Source organism: Streptomyces sp. NPDC051214 (assembly GCF_040682375.1).
Lineage (GTDB): Bacteria > Actinomycetota > Actinomycetes > Streptomycetales > Streptomycetaceae > Streptomyces.
In genome coordinates, this window is record NZ_JBFBAT010000006.1 from 273,841 (window position 1) to 291,318 (window position 17,478).

The 17,478-nt window shown below is 69.6% G+C and carries 17 protein-coding genes; 12 read left to right on the forward strand and 5 right to left on the reverse strand.

Annotation, left to right across the window (positions count from 1 at the left end; translation table 11 throughout):
• The first annotated feature begins 206 nt into the window (after window positions 1-206).
• Genes AB0M70_RS17840 through AB0M70_RS17860 form a run of 5 tightly spaced genes read left to right on the forward strand, consistent with a single transcriptional unit; the run spans window position 207 to window position 4,779 of the window.
• Window positions 207-1,844: an ATP-binding protein gene (locus AB0M70_RS17840; RefSeq protein WP_365820907.1), complete on the forward strand. Its 1,638-nt coding sequence runs from the start codon at window positions 207-209 to the stop codon at window positions 1,842-1,844.
• On the forward strand, window positions 1,841-2,248 hold the full coding sequence (locus AB0M70_RS17845; RefSeq protein WP_363210896.1) for a roadblock/LC7 domain-containing protein: 408 nt from the start codon (window positions 1,841-1,843) through the stop codon (window positions 2,246-2,248). The genes AB0M70_RS17840 and AB0M70_RS17845 overlap by 4 nt, the downstream gene beginning before the upstream one ends.
• Window positions 2,245-2,634 (forward strand): DUF742 domain-containing protein, encoded by a 390-nt coding sequence (locus AB0M70_RS17850; RefSeq protein WP_365820908.1) that lies wholly within the window; start codon window positions 2,245-2,247, stop codon window positions 2,632-2,634. The genes AB0M70_RS17845 and AB0M70_RS17850 overlap by 4 nt, the downstream gene beginning before the upstream one ends.
• Entirely contained in the window at window positions 2,615-3,229 is a 615-nt protein-coding gene (locus AB0M70_RS17855) for an ATP/GTP-binding protein (RefSeq protein WP_365820909.1), read from the forward strand. Before AB0M70_RS17850 ends, AB0M70_RS17855 begins: the two co-directional genes overlap by 20 nt.
• Window positions 3,230-3,264: 35 nt before the next feature.
• A complete protein-coding gene (locus AB0M70_RS17860; protein ID WP_365820910.1) occupies window positions 3,265-4,779 on the forward strand; it encodes a cytochrome P450 in 1,515 nt (504 codons plus the stop codon).
• On the opposite strand, the gene AB0M70_RS17865 is transcribed toward AB0M70_RS17860, so the two are convergent.
• The 4 genes from AB0M70_RS17865 to AB0M70_RS17880 form a co-directional block, all read right to left on the reverse strand.
• The gene (locus tag AB0M70_RS17865) at window positions 4,773-5,675 is read right to left on the reverse strand and encodes an RluA family pseudouridine synthase (RefSeq protein ID WP_365821138.1); all 903 of its coding nucleotides are present in this window, start codon (window positions 5,673-5,675) and stop codon (window positions 4,773-4,775) included. The two genes, AB0M70_RS17860 and AB0M70_RS17865, sit on opposite strands and share 7 nt — an antisense overlap.
• A 111-nt stretch (window positions 5,676-5,786) precedes the next feature.
• Window positions 5,787-6,383 (reverse strand): GNAT family N-acetyltransferase, encoded by a 597-nt coding sequence (locus AB0M70_RS17870; protein WP_365820911.1) that lies wholly within the window; start codon window positions 6,381-6,383, stop codon window positions 5,787-5,789.
• 71 nt (window positions 6,384-6,454) lie between these two features.
• Window positions 6,455-7,300 (reverse strand): siderophore-interacting protein, encoded by an 846-nt coding sequence (locus tag AB0M70_RS17875; protein WP_365820912.1) that lies wholly within the window; start codon window positions 7,298-7,300, stop codon window positions 6,455-6,457.
• Window positions 7,301-7,352: 52 nt separating this feature from the next.
• The gene (locus tag AB0M70_RS17880) at window positions 7,353-8,258 is read right to left on the reverse strand and encodes a 5'-3' exonuclease (RefSeq protein WP_365821139.1); all 906 of its coding nucleotides are present in this window, start codon (window positions 8,256-8,258) and stop codon (window positions 7,353-7,355) included.
• A gap of 238 nt (window positions 8,259-8,496) precedes the next feature.
• Between AB0M70_RS17880 and AB0M70_RS17885 the strand changes: the two genes are divergently transcribed.
• From AB0M70_RS17885 to AB0M70_RS17915, 7 genes are all read left to right on the forward strand, one after another.
• Window positions 8,497-9,648, forward strand: coding sequence for a glycine betaine/L-proline ABC transporter ATP-binding protein (locus AB0M70_RS17885; RefSeq protein WP_365820913.1), 1,152 nt, complete (start codon window positions 8,497-8,499; stop codon window positions 9,646-9,648).
• A complete protein-coding gene (locus AB0M70_RS17890) occupies window positions 9,641-12,253 on the forward strand; it encodes an ABC transporter permease/substrate binding protein (RefSeq protein WP_365820914.1) in 2,613 nt (870 codons plus the stop codon). The genes AB0M70_RS17885 and AB0M70_RS17890 overlap by 8 nt, the downstream gene beginning before the upstream one ends.
• Before the next feature lie 300 nt (window positions 12,254-12,553).
• Window positions 12,554-12,979, forward strand: coding sequence for a hypothetical protein (locus AB0M70_RS17895; protein WP_365820915.1), 426 nt, complete (start codon window positions 12,554-12,556; stop codon window positions 12,977-12,979).
• A gap of 20 nt (window positions 12,980-12,999) precedes the next feature.
• The gene (locus AB0M70_RS17900) at window positions 13,000-13,446 is read left to right on the forward strand and encodes a hypothetical protein (RefSeq protein WP_365820916.1); all 447 of its coding nucleotides are present in this window, start codon (window positions 13,000-13,002) and stop codon (window positions 13,444-13,446) included.
• Between the two features lie 438 nt (window positions 13,447-13,884).
• A complete protein-coding gene (locus tag AB0M70_RS17905) occupies window positions 13,885-14,895 on the forward strand; it encodes a hypothetical protein (RefSeq protein ID WP_365820917.1) in 1,011 nt (336 codons plus the stop codon).
• 105 nt (window positions 14,896-15,000) lie between these two features.
• Window positions 15,001-15,573: an XRE family transcriptional regulator gene (locus AB0M70_RS17910; protein WP_365820918.1), complete on the forward strand. Its 573-nt coding sequence runs from the start codon at window positions 15,001-15,003 to the stop codon at window positions 15,571-15,573.
• Window positions 15,574-15,595: 22 nt separating this feature from the next.
• Window positions 15,596-16,318 (forward strand): helical backbone metal receptor, encoded by a 723-nt coding sequence (locus AB0M70_RS17915; protein ID WP_365821140.1) that lies wholly within the window; start codon window positions 15,596-15,598, stop codon window positions 16,316-16,318.
• On the opposite strand, the gene AB0M70_RS17920 is transcribed toward AB0M70_RS17915, so the two are convergent.
• On the reverse strand, window positions 16,287-17,414 hold the full coding sequence (locus AB0M70_RS17920) for a TDT family transporter (RefSeq protein WP_365820919.1): 1,128 nt from the start codon (window positions 17,412-17,414) through the stop codon (window positions 16,287-16,289). The two genes, AB0M70_RS17915 and AB0M70_RS17920, sit on opposite strands and share 32 nt — an antisense overlap.
• Window positions 17,415-17,478: the final 64 nt, after the last annotated feature.

Consider the following 17,478-nt stretch of genomic DNA (forward strand, 5'->3'; position numbering starts at 1 on the left):
GCTGAATATGACTCGGCGATGATTCCGGCGGACTAAGCTCGCCCGGAGCGCGGCGAGTTGAAACGAGTTGCGATAGATTCGCGCGTTTGTTCATAGATCTTTCGATTGTTCGCATACGTCTACCGCTCCCAACTCCCCGCGCGTTTCCCCCCTTTCCCAGCACCGCCCCCCATTCCTCCCCCGAGACAAGTCTTCAGAGGGCATACATGGTGAGTGTTCAATCGCCTCCCGGTGGCCGAGAAGTCCCTTACGCACGCGTGCTGTTGCTGCCCGCCCTGCTGATGGCCGCGGCCACCGGAGCCGCGGTCGCCGCGGTACCGGAACCCGCCCGCATCGCGGTGGGCTGGTGCGGCGCGATCGCGACCCTCGTGGTCGTCGCGGTCGGCGCCGAAGCCGTGCGACGCGGCCGGACCATCCGGGAGTTGCACACCCAGTACGCGCAACGCGTCGCTTCCCTGGAGCGGCGCGTCGCCTCCCATGACGACGAGACCATCCGCCTGGGCAGGGAGGTCATCCCCGAGGCCGTCTACCGGCTCCGGCAGGGCGAAGCACCCTCGGAGGTCATCCGCCATCTCGTCGACGCCGACGAGTCCTTCTCCGAACTGCCCTTCTCGCAGCGCAAGCTGCTGCGGAACGTCCTGGACACCCTGGACTCCGGAGAGGCGATGCGCGAGTCCTCACAGCGCGCCTTCGTCAACATCGCCCGGCGCGTCCAGGCCATCGTCCACCAGCAGTCCGCGGAACTGCGCGAGATGGAGGAGTTCCACGGCCGCAATCCCGAGGTCTTCGACGACCTGCTCCGCATCGACCACGGCACCGCGCTGATCGGCCGCCTCGCCGACTCGATCACCGTGCTCGGCGGCGCCCGCCCGGGACGCCAATGGCCCAAGCCCGTACCGCTGTTCAGCGTGCTGCGCGGCGCCATGTCCCGCATCCTGGAGTACCAGCGCGTCGACCTGCACTCGATCGCCAAGGTCGCGATCCGCGGCACGTCCGTGGAACCGCTCATCCACGCCTGCGCCGAACTGCTCGACAACGCCACGCGCTACTCGCCGCCGCAGACCCGCGTGCACGTCACCGCCGTCGAGGTGCAGACCGGCATCGCCGTCGAGATCGAGGACGGCGGCGTCAGCCTCAGCGAGGAGGCACGGGCACGGGCCGAGCGCATGCTCGCGCAGGCCCAGGCCGGCTACGACCTGAACGACCTCGGCGAGAGCCCGCGCCTGGGCATGGCCGTCGTGGGACGGCTCTCGCAGATGTACAACCTGCAGGTCTCGCTGCGGCAGTCCGCGTACGGCGGCGTCCGCGCGGTGCTCATCGTCCCGCGCGAGATGCTCAGCACCGGACCCGCCCCCGGCCTCGCCCACGGCATCGGCGCGTCCGCCGTGCCCCGGGTGAACTCCGAGGGTGTGCCCATCGAGGAGGCCCACGGCATCCGGCGCAAGAAGCCGCGTGTGATGACGGCGGGACCGCCGCTCCCCAAGTCGTTCGGCGCGGCCATGGAGGACGACATCCCCGAGGTCACCGAGTGGACGTCGAACGGCCTGCCGCAGCGCCGCAGCCGGGTCCGCACGCCGCTGGCCGAGCGTCTCGCCCAGGAAGCCGCCGACGAGAAGTACCACAAGCAGCGCGCTCAGTACGCCGCGCAGGCGGCCGCACCGGTCGTACCCGAACCGCCGAAGAAAGAGGAGAAGGAACCCGGCCTCTGGATCGAGGCCTTCATGAAGGGCGTGAACGGCGACGACTCGGCAACCGATGACCCGTTGCTCCCCAAGGGCCACAGCGAGAACGACCACGGCACCGCCGACAGTGCCGACAACGCCGACGAGGGGGGCTGGAAGTGATCCAGCAACGGGCCAATTTCGACTGGATGCTCAAGGAGCTCGCCGACGGCGTGCCGCAGACGCGGCAGATCGTGGTGCTCTCCGCGGACGGCCTGCGCATCGCGCGCTACGGCGGCGACCCTGACGCAGCCGACCGGATCGCCGCCGCCTGCGCGGGACTTCAGTCCCTGGCGGCCGCGGTCGCCACCGAGATCCCGCACGCCGACGGCGGCATGCGCATGGTGATCATCGAGGTCGGCGGCGGCTACTTCTATCTGATGGCGGCGGGAGCTGGGGCGTACCTCGCCGTGCTCGCCGACGAGACCGTCGACGCGGGCCTCATCGGCAACCGCATGCGGGACCTGGTCGTCCGGATCGGCGCCCACCTGACGAGTCCGCCCCGGCGAGACGGGCAGGCCGTATGAATCCTCCGCAAGGCGAGAACCCCTCCCACCGAGACGACCCTCCCCAACGGGAACGGCGCAGCCCGGAGAACCCCGAGCGGCTCTACATCCTGACCGGTGAGGACACGGAGCGGGCAGCGATCGACCTCGTCACGCTGATCGTCGCGAACGGCGAGGCACCGCCCACGGCAGAACCCGAGCACTCCGACGTCCTGCGGCTGTGTCAGACGCCGTTGTCCGTCGCCGAGATCTCCGCGTATCTCGCGCTGCCGTTCAGCGTGGTGACCGTACTGCTCACCAGGATGCTCGAGGCCGACCTGGTACAGGCCCGCGCATCGATCGTCCGCTCCACGCTCCCCGATCGTTCCCTCCTCGAAGCGGTGATGCATGGACTTCAAAAGCTCTGACACGATCACCGGGCCCAGCAGCGAAGAGGTCCTGCCGCATACCGCCACGGCCGCCGTGAAGATCGTGATCGTGGGCGGGTTCGGGGTCGGCAAGACGACGATGGTCGGCTCCGTCAGCGAGATCCGTCCGCTGACCACCGAGGAGACGATGACCCAGGCGGGCATCGGCGTCGACGACAACTACGGCTCCGACACCAAGACGGCCACCACCGTCGCGATGGACTTCGGCCGGATCAGCATCTCCGAGGAACTGGTGCTGTATCTGTTCGGCACCCCCGGCCAGGAGCGCTTCTGGTTCCTGTGGAACGGCCTCTTCGAAGGAGCGCTGGGCGCTGTGGTCCTCCTCGACACCCGCCGCCTCGAGGTCAGCTTCGACGTGATCGGCCGCCTCGAGGAGCGCGGCGTGCCCTTCGTCGTCGCCGTCAACGACTTCCCCGACGCGCCCCATCACCCGATGGAGACGCTGCGCCGCGCACTCGACCTCGACGACGCGGTGCCGATGGTGAAGTGCGACGCCCGGCAGCGCACGTCGAGCCGGGACACCTTGCTCACCCTCACGCGATACCTGCACTCCCTGACCGTGGCCCCCGTCTGACATTCCCCCCTATCCGCAACCCCGGAGCGACGAACGTGACGACTCCTTCCCAACCCCACACCGGCTTGGACGACCCGGCCGCGCCACCGCCCGGCTGCCCCGCGCACGGTCTGGGCGCCGGCGGCCTGCGCCGTCTGTACGGACCCGAGGCGGAGACCGACCTCGCGGGCGTGTACGAGAAGCTGCGTGCCGAGCACGGCGCGGTGGCCCCGGCCCTGCTGCACAACGACGTACCCATCTGGGCGGTCCTCGGCCACAGCGAGAACCTGCACATGGTCCGCACCCCCTCGCACTACACCCGCGACCCACGCCAGTGGCGGGCCATCATCGACGGCTCCATGGGCCCCGACAACCCGCTCGCCCCCGTCGTCACCTACACGCCCATGGCCAGCATGGCCGAGGGCGCCGAGCACCAGCGGCTGCGCGGCGCGGTCACCGGTGCCATGGCGCTCCTCGACCACCGCGGCATCCGCCGCTACATCAACCGCTACAGCAACCTCCTGCTCAACGACATCTGCCAGGACGGGCGCGCGGACGTCGTGAGCCAGTTCGCCGAGCATCTGCCGATGATGGTGATGTGCCATGTCCTCGGCATGCCCGAGGAGTACAACGAGCGCCTGGTGCAGGCCGCCCGCGACATGCTCCGGGGCACCGAGACCGCCATCGCCAGCAACGCGTACATCATGGACGCGCTGATGCGGCTCGTGGCGCGGCGCCGGGCGCAGGCCGAGGAGGACTTCACCAGCAACCTCATCGCACAGCCCGCACAGCTCACGGACGACGAGGTCGCCGCGCACCTGCGCCTCGTGCTCATCGCCTCCTACGAGGCCACGGCCAACCTCATCGCCAACGCCCTGCGCATGGTCCTGACCGACCCGCGCTTCCGCGCCCAGCTCAGCGGCGGCCAGATGACGGTCCAGGAGGCGGTCGAGCAGTCCCTGTGGGACGAGCCGCCGTTCAGCGCGATGATCGGCTACTTCGCCAAGCAGGACACCCAGCTCGGCGGCAAGCAGATCAAGGCCGGCGACGGTCTGCTCCTCGGCATCGCGCCGGGCAACGTCGACCCCGTCGTACGCCCGGACCTCGCAGCCAACATGCAGGGCAACCGCTCCCACCTGGCGTTCAGCGGCGGTCCGCACGAGTGTCCGGGGCAGGACCTCGGCCGTGCCATCGCCGATACGGGGGTGGACGCGCTGCTCATGCGCTTCCCGGACGTGGAACTCGAGATCGAGGAACACGAGTTGCAGTGGACCTCGTCGATCCTCTCCCGGCACCTGGTGGCGCTCCCGGTGCACTTCGCGCCGCGGCCCCCGCAGGACGTGATGGCGCGGCCCATGGCGCGGGTTCCCGACGCGCGCAACGACTGGCATGTGTCGTCGCCGGCCCCGCGGCCCGCGTATCCCGCGACGCCCGCGCCCCGGCCCGCGCCCGGCCCGGCCGCGCAGCCCGTCGCAGCGCCGCCTCCCGTGCCGGAGTCCGCGCCGGTGGCCGTGTCGTTGCCGCGGCAGGGGGTGTGGCGGCGGTTCGTCGTCTGGTGGCGGGGTTACTGACCGTCCGCTGAGGGGTTCTCCCAGCCGTCGTACGAGGCCCAGGCGCCCAACTCACGTGCGCTGACGAAGCGGTGGTCGGCGCCCGTGACGGGGTCCCTGAACTCCAGTACACGGGAGAGGAGTTGCAGGGGCCGCCGGAAGTCGTCCGGCGGCACAGGACCGGCCACCAGCGGGTAGACCGGATCGCCGAGGATCGGCAGGCCCAGCGCGTTCATGTGCACGCGCAGCTGGTGGGTGCGGCCGGTGTGCGGAGTCAGGCGGTAGCGCCCCAACGTGCCGTTGTGCTCGACGAGTTCGACGTGGCTCTCGCTGTTGGGCTCGGCGCCGGGAACCTCGTACGCGGCGATGATGCCGCGCTCCTTGACGATGTGGCTGCGTACGGTGCGGGGGAGTGCGATGCCGGGGTCGTGGGCGGCCACGGCCTCGTACTCCTTCGACACCCGCCGCTCGCCGAACAGCGTCTGGTACGCGCCGCGTTCCGCCGGTCGCACGGTGAAGAGGATCAGCCCCGCGGTGAGCCGGTCCAGGCGGTGCGCAGCGCCGAGCGTGGGGATGTCCAGGTCCCTGCGGAGCCGGGCGAGCGCGGTCTCGGTGACATGGCTGCCGCGGGGCGTGGTCGCCAGGAAGTGCGGCTTGTCGGCGACGACGATGTGCTCGTCGCGGTACACCACGTCGATGGCGTACGGCACCGGGACCTCGTCCGGCAGATCACGGTGGAACCAGACGAAGGTGCCGGGCACATAGGGGGCGTCGGGAGTCACGGGAAGCCCGTCCACGCCGACGACAAGACCGTCCCGCAGCATCCCGTCGATCACCCCGGGCCCGGCCTTCAGCCGTTCGACGAGATGGTCCCGTACGGTCGCCCACGCTCCGTCGGCGGGCAGCTTGACCCGCATGGGGTCGACGCCGCGCCGCTGCGGCAGGGGAGAGGGCGGGATGCGGGGCTTACGGGTCACAACCGGCAACAGTACGGGGCCTGGCGGGGCGCCCCCGCCGTGTCCCTCGGGTCAGGAGCCCGCGGGCTCGTCCCCCTGGACGCGGGCGTGCAGGTGCATGTCGTGCCAGCCGTCCGCGTGCAGGACCGCGCTGCGCTTGGTGCCCTCCGGCGCGAAGCCGGTCTTGAGCGCGACACGGCAGGAGGCCTCGTTGGCCGTGGCGTGGGTGAGTTCGAGGCGGTGCAGGCCGAGCTCGCCGAAGGCCCAGTCGCTCAGGGCCGTGAGGGCGCGCGGGGCTATGCCCCGGCCGCGGGCCGACGGCATGGTCCAGTAGGCGACCTCGGCCTGGCCGTCGGCTAGCACGATCAGCCGCAGCGAGATCCGCCCCACCACCTCGTCCGTCGTGGCGTCGGCGACGGCCCAGTGCGCGTCGCGTTCCTCGGGCCAGGCCTTGCGCCAGCCGTCGATCCAGCCGCGGGCCTCGTCGACGGAGTCGGCTTCGCGCGCGTGCCAGCGCTGCAGCACCGGGTCCTGGAACGCCTCGTACACGGCGGGTGCGTCGTCCGGCGACCAGGGGCGCAGGAGAAGCCCTCCGGGGGCGGGGATGGTGGGCTGCTTCTGCCGGGCGAGGGCGCCTGACGGGACGACGTCAGCAATCTTGAAGGGCATCCGGGCATCGTGCCAGCGGGCGCCGCCCGGGGAAACCGGATTTGGTCTCCCCTCACGTGCGAGCCCGGCGGTCACGCCGAGGGCAGTGGTGTCTCCTGCTCCGCCTCGACCTGTGCGTTCCAGTCGCGCTTGGAGGCCTGCCAGCCGTCCTCGTTGTCACCCAGGCGCCAGTAGCCGGAGATGGAGAGGCGCTCGCGCGGCACCTGGCGTTCCATGCGGAGGTAGCGGCGCAGTTCCTTCACGAACCCGGCCTCGCCGTGCACGAACGCCTGCACGTCGCCCGCCGGGAAGTCGAGGGAGCGTACGGCCTCGACGAGGGCCTCGCCCACGGGACGCTGTCCCCGGTGCAGCCACACGATCTCGGCGACCGAGCTGATCTTCTGCTCCTCGTCAGCGTCGGCGACCTCCACGAAGGCGTACGCCGTGGCGCCCTCCGGCAGTGCCTCGAGCGACGCGGCGATCGCGGGCAGCGCGCTCTCGTCGCCGGCCAGCAGATGCCAGTCGGCGTCGGCGTCCGGGGCGTACCCGCCGCCGGGGCCGAGGAAGCGGACCGTGGCGCCCGGCTGGACCTGCTGGGCCCACGGGCCCGCGAGCCCCTCGTCGCCGTGGACGACGAAGTCGACGGCGAGCTCGCGGGTCTGCGGGTCCCAGGAGCGCACGGTGTACGTACGCGTCACGGGCCACTGGTCGCGGGGGAACTCCTCGCGGATCCGCTGCATGTCGAACGGCTCCGGATAGGTCACGCCCTCGGCGCCGAACAGCAGCTTCACGTAGTGATCGGTGGAGTCGCCCATCGTGAACTCGGAGAGACCCTCACCGCCCAGGACCACGCGCTGCATGTGCGGGGTGAGGCGCTCGGTGCGCACCACCTGGGCGACGTGGGCCTTCGGTGCCTTGCGTGCCGGACGTTCTGCCATGGCGGCGGCCTCCCCTGATCAAATGTTGCTTAGGCTTACCTAAGCTAACACCTCATCCGTGGAGAGTCGTGAGCAACCGCTTCAGTGCCCCGCCCAGGTTCCACCGCTCGGCCAACTCGTCCAGGGCCGCGGGATCACGGGGCTCGGCGGGCAGCGCGAGGTCGACGTCCGGCAGGGGTACGTCACCCGCGACGCGGACCACCGTCGGTGCGACGGCCACATACGCGCGGGACTCGTCGAGCCGCCTGCGCTGAGAAGGCGTCAGCTTGCTCTTCCGGTCGTCCACCGCGGCCATGATTCCGGCCAGGTCTCCGTACGCGTCCAGGAGTTTGGCCGCTGTCTTCTCGCCGATGCCCGGGACGCCGGGCAGGCCGTCGCTCGGGTCGCCGCGCAGCAGGGCCAGATCCACGTACCCGGAGCCGTCCACGCCGTACTTCTCGCGGAGCCAGGCCTCGTCGGTGAGCTGGAGGGAGCCGACGCCCTTGAGGGGGTACAGGACGCGGATGCCCCGCTTGTCGTCGACCAGCTGATAGAGGTCGCGGTCGCCGGTGACGATGTCGACCGGGCCCGTGGCGCGGCCGGCGTACGTGCCGATGACGTCGTCCGCCTCGTACGACGGGACGCCCACGCGGGCGATGCCGAGCGCGTCCAGGACGTCCTCGATGATCGGGACCTGCGGCGCGAGGGTGTCCGGGGTCTCCTCGGCGTCCGGGCCCTGCTCGACCTCCTCGGCGACGCGATGCGCCTTGTACGAGGGGATCAGCTCGACCCGCCAGTGCGGGCGCCAGTCCGCGTCCATGCAGGCGACCAGGTCGTCCGGGCGGTGATCCTGGACGAGCCGGGCGATGAAGTCGAGCAGACCGCGCACCGCGTTGACCGGTGTGCCGTCCGGGGCCTTCACGGAATCGGGGACCCCGAAATAGGCCCGGTAGTACAGGGACGCCGTGTCGAGCAGCATGAGCCGTCGCGTTCGCTGAGTCACCTTCGCATCATGCCGCACGGCACTGACAGCGCACCGAATGTGAACTGGAACACTCTTGCGTTTGATCTGCATAAGTCAGGGCAGGCGCCGGGCCGGAGCGCTCCGGTCGAGGATTCAACTATTTCGGCGGGCAAGTAAGCGGGCAGAAACCGCGTCGCTCCACGGCCCGCCGGCGGGGGAGGCGGGCCGTCTTGGTTCAACCCGAGAGGTGTATGTGTCCAGGCTGCAAGCCGAACACCTGTACAAGGTATTCGGCAGACGACCCGCTGACGCGGTGGAGAAACTCCGCCACGGAACCGACCGAGAGGAGCTGCGCGCCGAAGGCACCACTGCCGCGGTGATCGACGCCTCCTTCACGGTCGAGCCGGGCCAGATCTTCGTCGTCATGGGTCTCTCCGGATCCGGCAAGTCCACGTTGTTGCGCATGCTCAACGGGCTGTCGGAGCCAACGGCCGGACAGGTGCTGTTCGACGGTCAGGACCTGACGGGCCTGAGCGCCCGTGAACTGCGCGAGGTGCGCTCCAAGAAGATCAGCATGGTCTTCCAGCACTTCGCGCTCTTCCCGCACCGCAGCGTCCTCGAGAACGCCGGCTACGGCCTCGAGGTGCAGGGCGTGCCACGCGCCGAGCGCGAGGAGCGCGCCACCGTCGCGCTCGAACTGGCCGGGCTCAAGGGCTGGGAGAAGTCCTGGCCCGACGAGCTCTCCGGCGGCATGCAGCAGCGCGTGGGCCTGGCCCGCGCGCTCGCCACCGATGCGGACCTGCTCCTCATGGACGAGTCGTTCAGCGCGCTCGACCCGCTGATCCGCCGCGACATGCAGGACCAGCTCCTGGAGCTCCAGAAGCGGCTGAAGAAGACCATCGTCTTCATCACCCATGACCTGAACGAGGCCATGCGCCTGGGCGACCAGATCGCCGTCATGCGTGACGGCGAGATCGTCCAGATCGGCAACGCCGAGGACATCCTCGTCACCCCGGCCAACGACTACGTCGCCGCGTTCACGCAGGACGTCGACCGCTCCCGTGTCCTCACGGCGGGCGCGATCATGGGCGAGCCCGAGACGGTGTTCGGCACGATGACGCCCGACGGCAAGGAACTGCTCACCGCACAGGACGTGCTGTCCGCGGCCCCCGCCACGGTCAAGGCGGAAACGCCGATCATCGAGCTGTTCACGCCGTGCTCCACCAGTGACGTGGCCGTCGCCGTGACCGACGACGAGGGCAAACTCGTCGGCGTCGTGCCGCAGTCGCGGCTGCTCGCGGTGCTCGGCGAGCCGATGCCCGCGAGCGAGGAGAGCGGCGACGCGGTGCCCCCGGCCGAGGACAAGGGCGAAGGCCCCAGGAGCAAGGTGAGCGCCAGTGCCTAGGATCCATATCGGCGATTGGGTCGCGTCCGGAGTCGACTGGCTGCGCGACAACTGTGAGTGGCTCTTCGACTTCATCAAGCTGATCGTCGGGAACGCGTACGACGGCGTCAACGCGGTCCTCACCTCGCCAGAACCGCTGATTCTCATAGGCATCTTCGCCGTGCTCGCCTTCTGGCTGCGTGGCTTCCTCGCTGCCGTGGCGACCTTCGCGGGATTTGCGCTGATCGACTCGATCGAGCAGTGGGAACCAGCGATGAACACGCTGTCGCTGGTGCTCGTTTCCTGCGTGATCATCTTTGTGTTCGCGCTGCCGATCGGCATCTGGGCGGCGAAGAACCGCACCGTCAGCGGCGCGATACGCCCGGTGCTCGACTTCATGCAGACCATGCCCGCCATGGTGTATCTGATCCCGGGCATCTTCTTCTTCGGTGTCGGCCCGGTGCCCGGCATGGTCGCGACCATCGTATTCGCGATGCCGCCGGCCGTCCGCCTCGCCGAGCTCGGTATCCGGCAGGTCGACGAAGAACTGATCGAGGCCGCCGAGGCGTTCGGCACGCACCCGCGCAATACGCTGTGGCGCGTCCAGCTCCCGCTGGCGCTGCCCACGATCATGGCGGGCGTCAATCAGGCGATCATGCTCGCCCTGTCCATGGTCGTCGTCGCAGGCATGGTCGGCGGTGGCGGTCTCGGCTCCACCGTGTACGACGGCATCAGCTCCGTCGACGTCGCGCTCGGCTTCGAGGGCGGTATCGCCGTGGTCATCCTCGCGATGTACCTGGACCGGATGACCGGCGCCCTCAACCAGCGTGTCTCGCCGCTCGGCCGGCGCGCCCTGGCCAAGGCCAATGCGGCGCTCGGCGGTCTGAAGATCATGCAGTGGAAGCCGGCCACGCCGGTCGCCATGGTCGGTGTCCTTGTCCTGGCGCTCGTCGCCGGCGGCCTGAACATCTTCGGCGGTGACGACGAGGGGGCCAAGGTCTCCGCGAACGTGGGCCAGGGCCGTTCGGTCAAGATGGGCTACATCGACTGGCCCGAGGGCACCGCCTCCACGTACCTGTGGAAGAACGTCCTCGAACAGCGCGGCTTCAAGCCCGAGGTGCAGTCCCTCGAAGTGGGCGCCCTCTACAACGGCCAGTCACAGGGCAGCATCGACGTGCAGACCAACTCCTGGCTGCCGGCCACGCACGCCCCGTACTGGAGCAAGTACAAGGATCAGCTCGAGGACTACGGCAGCTGGTACAAGCCGACCTCGCTCGAGATCGCGGTGCCCAAGTACGTCAAGGGCGTCAAGACGCTCGACGACCTCAAGGGCAAAAGCGACCAGTTCAAGGGCAAGATCTACGGCATCGAGCCCGGCGCGGGCGAGACGAAGCTCTACGAGGACAAGGTCCAGAATGAGTACGGGCTCAAGGGCAAGTACGAGCTGGTCAAGTCCAACACCTCGGCGATGCTGGCCCAGCTGGACCGTGCGTACAAGAAGAAGGAGCCCATCGCGGTGACCCTGTGGTCGCCGCACTGGGCGTACGACAAGTACAAGCTGACCAAGCTGAAGGACCCCAAGGGCGCCTTCGGTTCCGGTGACGGCATCCACACGCTCGGCCGCAAGGGCTTCGCCAAGAAGGAACCGCAGGTCGCGAAGTGGCTGAAGGACTTCAAGCTCAGCGAGGCCCAGCTCACCTCTCTTGAGGGCGCCATCCAGGACGCCGGCAAGGGCAAGCAGGACCAGGGCGTCAAGAACTGGATGAAGAAGAACCCGGGCATCGTCGACAAGATGGCCCCGGTCGCCAAGGACACGTACGCGAAGGGCAAGCAAGCCGGCGCCGCGCCGAACATCGGCTACCCGGCGTGGGACGAGGGCATCGCCGCCACGTACCTGTGGAAGAACGTCCTTGAGAAGCGCGGCTACAAGCCGAGGACCACCAAGCTCGACGTCGGCCCGCTCTTCACGGGTCTTTCCACCGGGCAGGTCGACTTCGAACTCGACGGCTGGCTGCCGGTCGCGCAGAAGCAGTACTGGGAGAAGTACAAGAAGGATCTCGTCGACGTCGGGGCGTGGTACGACAAGACGTCGCTTGAGGTCGCGGTCCCGTCCTACGTCAAGGGCGTGAAGACCATGGACGACCTGCGCAAGAACAAGGACAAGTTCAAGGGCAGGATCATCGGCATCGAGCCGGGCACCGGTCAGATGACGCGTCTCAAGGACAAGGTCATGCCGGCCTACGGTCTGGACGACTTCGAGCTGACCAGCGCGGGCACGAGCTCGATGCTCGCCGAGCTGGAGCGCGCGTACGCGAAAAAGGAGCCGGTCGCGGTCGTGCTCTGGTCGCCGCATTGGGCGTACAACAAGTACGACCTCACGCGGCTGAAGGACCCCAAGAAGACCTGGGGCGCCAACAACCAGATCAAGACGTTGGCCAACAAGAGCTTCCCGAAGAAGTACTCGGAGCTCAACGGCTGGCTGAAGAACTGGCACATGAGCCCCGACGAGCTGATGAGTCTCGAGCAGGCCGTCCAGAAGGCCGGCCGGGGACATGAGGAGGAGGGCGTGCAGACCTGGGTCGACGCCCACCCCGGAATCGTCGACGAGATGGCCCCCGTGAAGTAGCGGCCCGGCCTCCCGAGACGGAGCCCCGTCCCCGATGCACTCGGTGACGGGGCTCCGTCGCGTCCGCGTATATCTCCGCCTCGTCCTGCGGATCAACGGGAGGCGCGACATTTGACGGGTGCGCATTATGCGTCACCTATTTCGCTGCTTCTGAGACGAGTGACGGATTTATGTCATTTCCCCGAGTGGATTCGGAATTGACTCGGCTGGCTCGATCATGAAAAAGTTGCCTGTGCGAACGGTTATCCCGAAGGGGAATTCGGGTAACTCGTCTTTCGCGCATGACCAATTGGGGGAAAGATGTTGAAGAAAGCCATGACAGTGGCGGGCAGTGCGCTGCTGTTCGTAGCCATAGGCGCGGGCACCGCTTCGGCCGAGAGCGGCTACAAGGCGAAGAACGTCGCCGGCGGACCGCCGCCTGGCGTCGCCTGCGCCACGGGCGGTTGGGCCGAGGGCTGCTATGAGGCCCGCGGTGACAAGATCTGGGTGCGCGACACCCGGAATGACGGGCACTACGCCGCTGTGTACTGGTGGCTGGGGGACGGGGCGTCCGAGAACCGGACTTGCCGTGACCACCACGGCAAAGCCGCTGGGTGGACTGTGTGCGACGGTCTCTCCAGTGTCATCGCGGAGCACGACACGATCACCATCTGGCCCGTGACGATGGAGGGTAGCCGCATCGTCCCCAACGGAGCCAGTCCTCAGACCATCGCCCCCACCTCTTGAGCGCCGGTAAGGAGATCACGTTGAACCGGAAGATCGCTGCAGTGACCGGTGCGGTCATTGCCACCGTTGCTCTGAGCACCACGATCGGCGCCTCTCCCGCGCTGGCTGCGGGGTCTGTGAAGAAGACGGCCAAGGCGGGCTCTGCCCCGCCGAGTGGTGTGCCTTGTTCGGTGGGCAAGGGGGTGACCGCTTGCTTCGAGAAGCAGGGCGACAAGATGTGGGTTCGTGACAACCAGGAGGACGGTCACCACGCCGTCGGTGGTTTCGGATTCGCCAACGGCGACTCGGACGTGTGGGATTACGAGTGCCACGACTACAAGGGTAAGGCCGGGGGCTGGACATACTGCAGCTGGGCCAGCACTATCCCTGAGTCCTCCACGATCACCTTCCGAGGTATGGAATTCAACGGCAGTACGCCGTTGTTCAACGGCGATGCCGGACCGGCGCAGTCGTCCAAGGCGTCCTAAAGCAAGGTGAGTTGACGCAGGCGGGCTCCGTGAATTATGCGGAGCCCGCCTTGTGTTGCTTCAACCGGGAGAGGATGCAGGGCGGAACATCTGCCTGTGTTCCTTCCTGTGTTCTCGTGCGGAGCCGTTGTGGGGCTGTGTCGGGATCGTACGAAGCGACGCGGCTTGACGGGGGCGCGGCGCCGGCCAGCGGCGCCCCATGCGCCGCCCCCTTGCGCTGCACCGAAGGCCCACCCGTCGGCATCATTGGCGTAGTGGGGCAGCGTCGAGCTGACGGACCCTATCGGGCCGACTGGGGCACCGGCCGCTAAAACCGCGTGAGCCAGCCGGGCGTGGGCTCTGCTGTGTGGGCAAGCCCACCCCTTTCGGCGTTCCCGGGGGCACCTCGGCTCCCTAGGCTGGGCAGCCTCCCCGCTGCTCGAACGTAAGTGCCCCTACGTGTCCTCTGCCCCTGCCTCCCCCGCGACCGTCCGCCTCTCCCGTACCGTCCTCGGTCTCGCCGTGGCCCTGGCTCTCTCCGCCGCCCTGCTCCTGGCGCATGTGGCAGGGGCGAGCTCCGCACCCGCCTCCGCCGGCACCGCGCGCCTCGCCGCCCTCGCCGAGGACGTCACCGACGCCGACGGCCACCGTTACGACGCGCGCGACCACACCGGCCGCACCATGGACGCCGCGCAGATCACGCAGGCCCCCGACGGCACCTACCTGGCCGCCTACCACACCCTCCTGGACGACGGCCGCTTCCATGCCGCCGTCGCCACCTCCCCCGACCTGCGGCACTGGCACCGCCGCCACGACTTCGGTCCCGGCACCCATCAGGCGTCGCTCGCCGACGACGGACACGGCGGGTACGTCCTCGCCTACGAGAAGGACCCGAAGAACCACATCGCCGTACGCGGATACGGGGATCGGGCGGCCCTGCTCGACGGGCGGGCAACCCGTGCCTTCGACGCCCCGCGCACCCTCTCGCGGTGCGCCGAGGGCACGCCGAGCATCACCGCCGTACGCGGCGACACCATCGAGCTCACCGGCCACTACCGCGCCGACTGCGACACCGACCGCCAGCTGCGCGCCACCCTGACCGGGTTCCGCGACTGGCACGCGACGCCCGACCGGCGGCTCGACCGGGCGCTGCGGACGTGGGGCAACAGCGGAAACTTCGGGGACCGGGCGCCCGTGCAGCTCGACGGGCGGCGCGTCCTCCTCGTGGAGGGGCAGCGGTGGCGGGGTGACTTCGGGAGCTGGCGGACCTACGCCTACGACCCCGCGAGCGGCCGGGCCGACCGCCTCACCATCTCCACCCACGGCAAAAGCCGCGCCTTCGCCAACCCCTCGGCGACCCTCCTCACCGACCCGCAGGGCAGGCCTGCGTTGCTGGTCAGCCTGTTCATACCGGCACAAGGAGCGGCTTCCGGCGAGGCGGGGCAGCTTGTCTACTGGCACAAGCTGTAGACAGCGGTCCTCGCAACGGGGCCAAACCGTTTGGCGAACATGCGTAGGGTGCAGAAAACCCAACAGGGTTGAGAGTGGACCGATGCGCAGAAGGGAGCCGAGGCGATGGACGAGCAGAAGGAAACCCTCCGGGTGGGCTCGGCCGTGCGGCGCCGCCGCCGGCAGCTGGAGCTCACCCTCGCTGTGGTGGCCGAGCGCAGCGGTCTCTCGGTGCCCTTCCTGAGCCAGGTCGAGAACGAGCGGGCGCGGCCCAGCAGGCGCTCCCTGCAGCGTGTCGCCGACGCGCTCCTGACGACCGACGTCGAACTGCTCGCCGCCGCGGATCCCGCGTGCACGGTCGACCTGATGCGCGCCGACGAGGGCGAGGGGGAGGGTTCGTCCCCCGACGTCCGGGTGCGCAACATGGTGCGCGGCCACCATCAGCTGCACGCCGTCGAGTTCACCGGCGACCATGACGAGGGCCGCGAGTTCCAGCACCGCAACGACGAGCTGATGTACGTGGTGGGGGGCGCCGTCGAGGTCGAGGCGGAGGGCAGGGCCTACCGCCTCGGGCGCGGCGACAGCCTCTATCTGACCGGCGGGGTGCGCCACCGCTGGCGGGCGACCGTGCCGGACAGCCAGGTGCTCGTCGTGGCCGTCGCCGACCACATCGAGGCCGTGGACGGCTCGCGGCGCTGAGGAGATCGTCACGGTGACGGGAGTGCGGGTCATCTCGCTGGTGCCTTCGCTGACCGAGGCGGTCGCGGTGAGCGCGCCGGGAGCGCTGGTGGGGGCCACGGAGTGGTGCAGCCATCCGGAGGACCTCGACGACCTCGGTGTCGTCCGCGTCGGCGGCACCAAGAATCCCGACGTGCGCCGGATCATCGCCCTCGGCCCCGACCTGGTGATCGCCAACGAGGAGGAGAACCGCGCGCCCGACCTCGCGGCGCTGCGGGCGGCGGGCATCCAGGTGCTCGTGACGGAGGTACGCGACCTGCCGGGCGCCTTCCGTGAGCTGACGCGGGTGCTGGCCGCGTGCGGGGCGGGGCGTCCGGGGTGGCTGGCCGACGCCGAGCGGGCGTGGGGCCAACTCCCCCTCCCTGACGCCCGGTTGAAGGCGGTGGTCCCGATCTGGCGGCGACCGTGGATGGTCCTGGGACGCGACACGTTCGCCGGGGACCTGCTGCGGCGCCTCGGCGTCGACAACGCGTACGCGACGCACGCCGAGCGCTATCCGCGCGTCCCCGTCGAGGAGCTGCGGGCCGCGAACCCGGACGTGGTGATCCTGCCCGACGAGCCCTACCGCTTCACCCCCGAGGACGGCCCCGAGGCATTCACCGCCCCCACGGCCCTGACCAGCGGCCGCCACCTCACGTGGTACGGCCCATCCCTGGGGGAAGCACCGACCGTACTCACCGCGGCGCTGCGAGCAGCCCGCCGTTGAGGAGGCCGCGGAGGGTTTGGGTGAGGGCTACTGCCCAGGCGGTCAGGAGCAGGGCGTACAGGGCGAGGGCCAGCCAGTCGTAGAACGCGAGGCCGGTGTGCTTGCCCAGGCCCTCGGCGCCCGTGACGCACGTGCCGACGGGGAACGTGAACGCCCACCAGGTCATCGCGAAGCGCATGCCGTGGCGCCGGGCCCGCACCACCATCGCGCCCGCGAGCGCCAGCCACAGCAGGGCGAAGCCCATCACCGGGACGCCGTAGAGCACGGCGAAGACGGCGAAGCCCTGGTCGTAGGGGGCGGGGACGACGCCTGACGCGGCGGTGTCGGCGAACTTGTTCACGGCGGTCGTCGACTGGCCCAGCGGGCCGAGGACCAGGAACAGGGCAGGGGTGAGCGCGAGGGGGTACGGGCCGCCGGTCAGCAGGCGGGCGAAGATCATCGGAAGCATCACCAGGGTGGCGAGCAGGCTCAGGCCGAACATCGCGAAGCAGGCGTACAGGAGCGTCTGTTGGGCCTGGCCCTGCGGGAGATGCGGTACGAGGAGCGGGCCGAGGGCGGCCGACACCATGGGGGCCACCAGGGGCAGCAGCCAGACGGGGGATGCGTGGGCCGGCTCGATGCGGTGCTTCACCACCATCAGGTACGGGATCGCGACGGCCGCCGCGAGGCCGACGACCGTGCCCGCGGTGAAGAGGACGGCGTCCAGCGCGACCGCCGCGGTCGTCCCGATCCAGTCCTCGCCCACGAGGACGGCGCCGCCGCCGACGGCGAGCAGGGCCATGGAGAGGCACCCGTAGAAGGGGGCCACGGCCGGGTCGAGGAGGTGGGCGCGGGCCTGGTCGCGGTGGTGGACCCAGTGCAGGGTCCGGGCGGCGAGCAGCGCGGCCAGCATCAGCAGGGAGAGCGCCCAGACCGCGGTGCAGGCGGTCCGCAGTCCGGGAACGTGGACCGGCAGGGTCGCGCCGGCGCCGGCGATGATCGCCGTGCCCATGACGGCGGCGTACCAGTTCGGGCCGAGATGGCGGGTGGCGCGGGTAATGCCGGTGGTGGTGGCGGCGGGGCTCGTGGGTGCCTGCGGGTGGGCGACGGTGACCATGCCTCCACGGTCGCCGTTCCGCGGGCCCCCCACCAGGAGGCATCTTCGTATGAGGGCATAACCT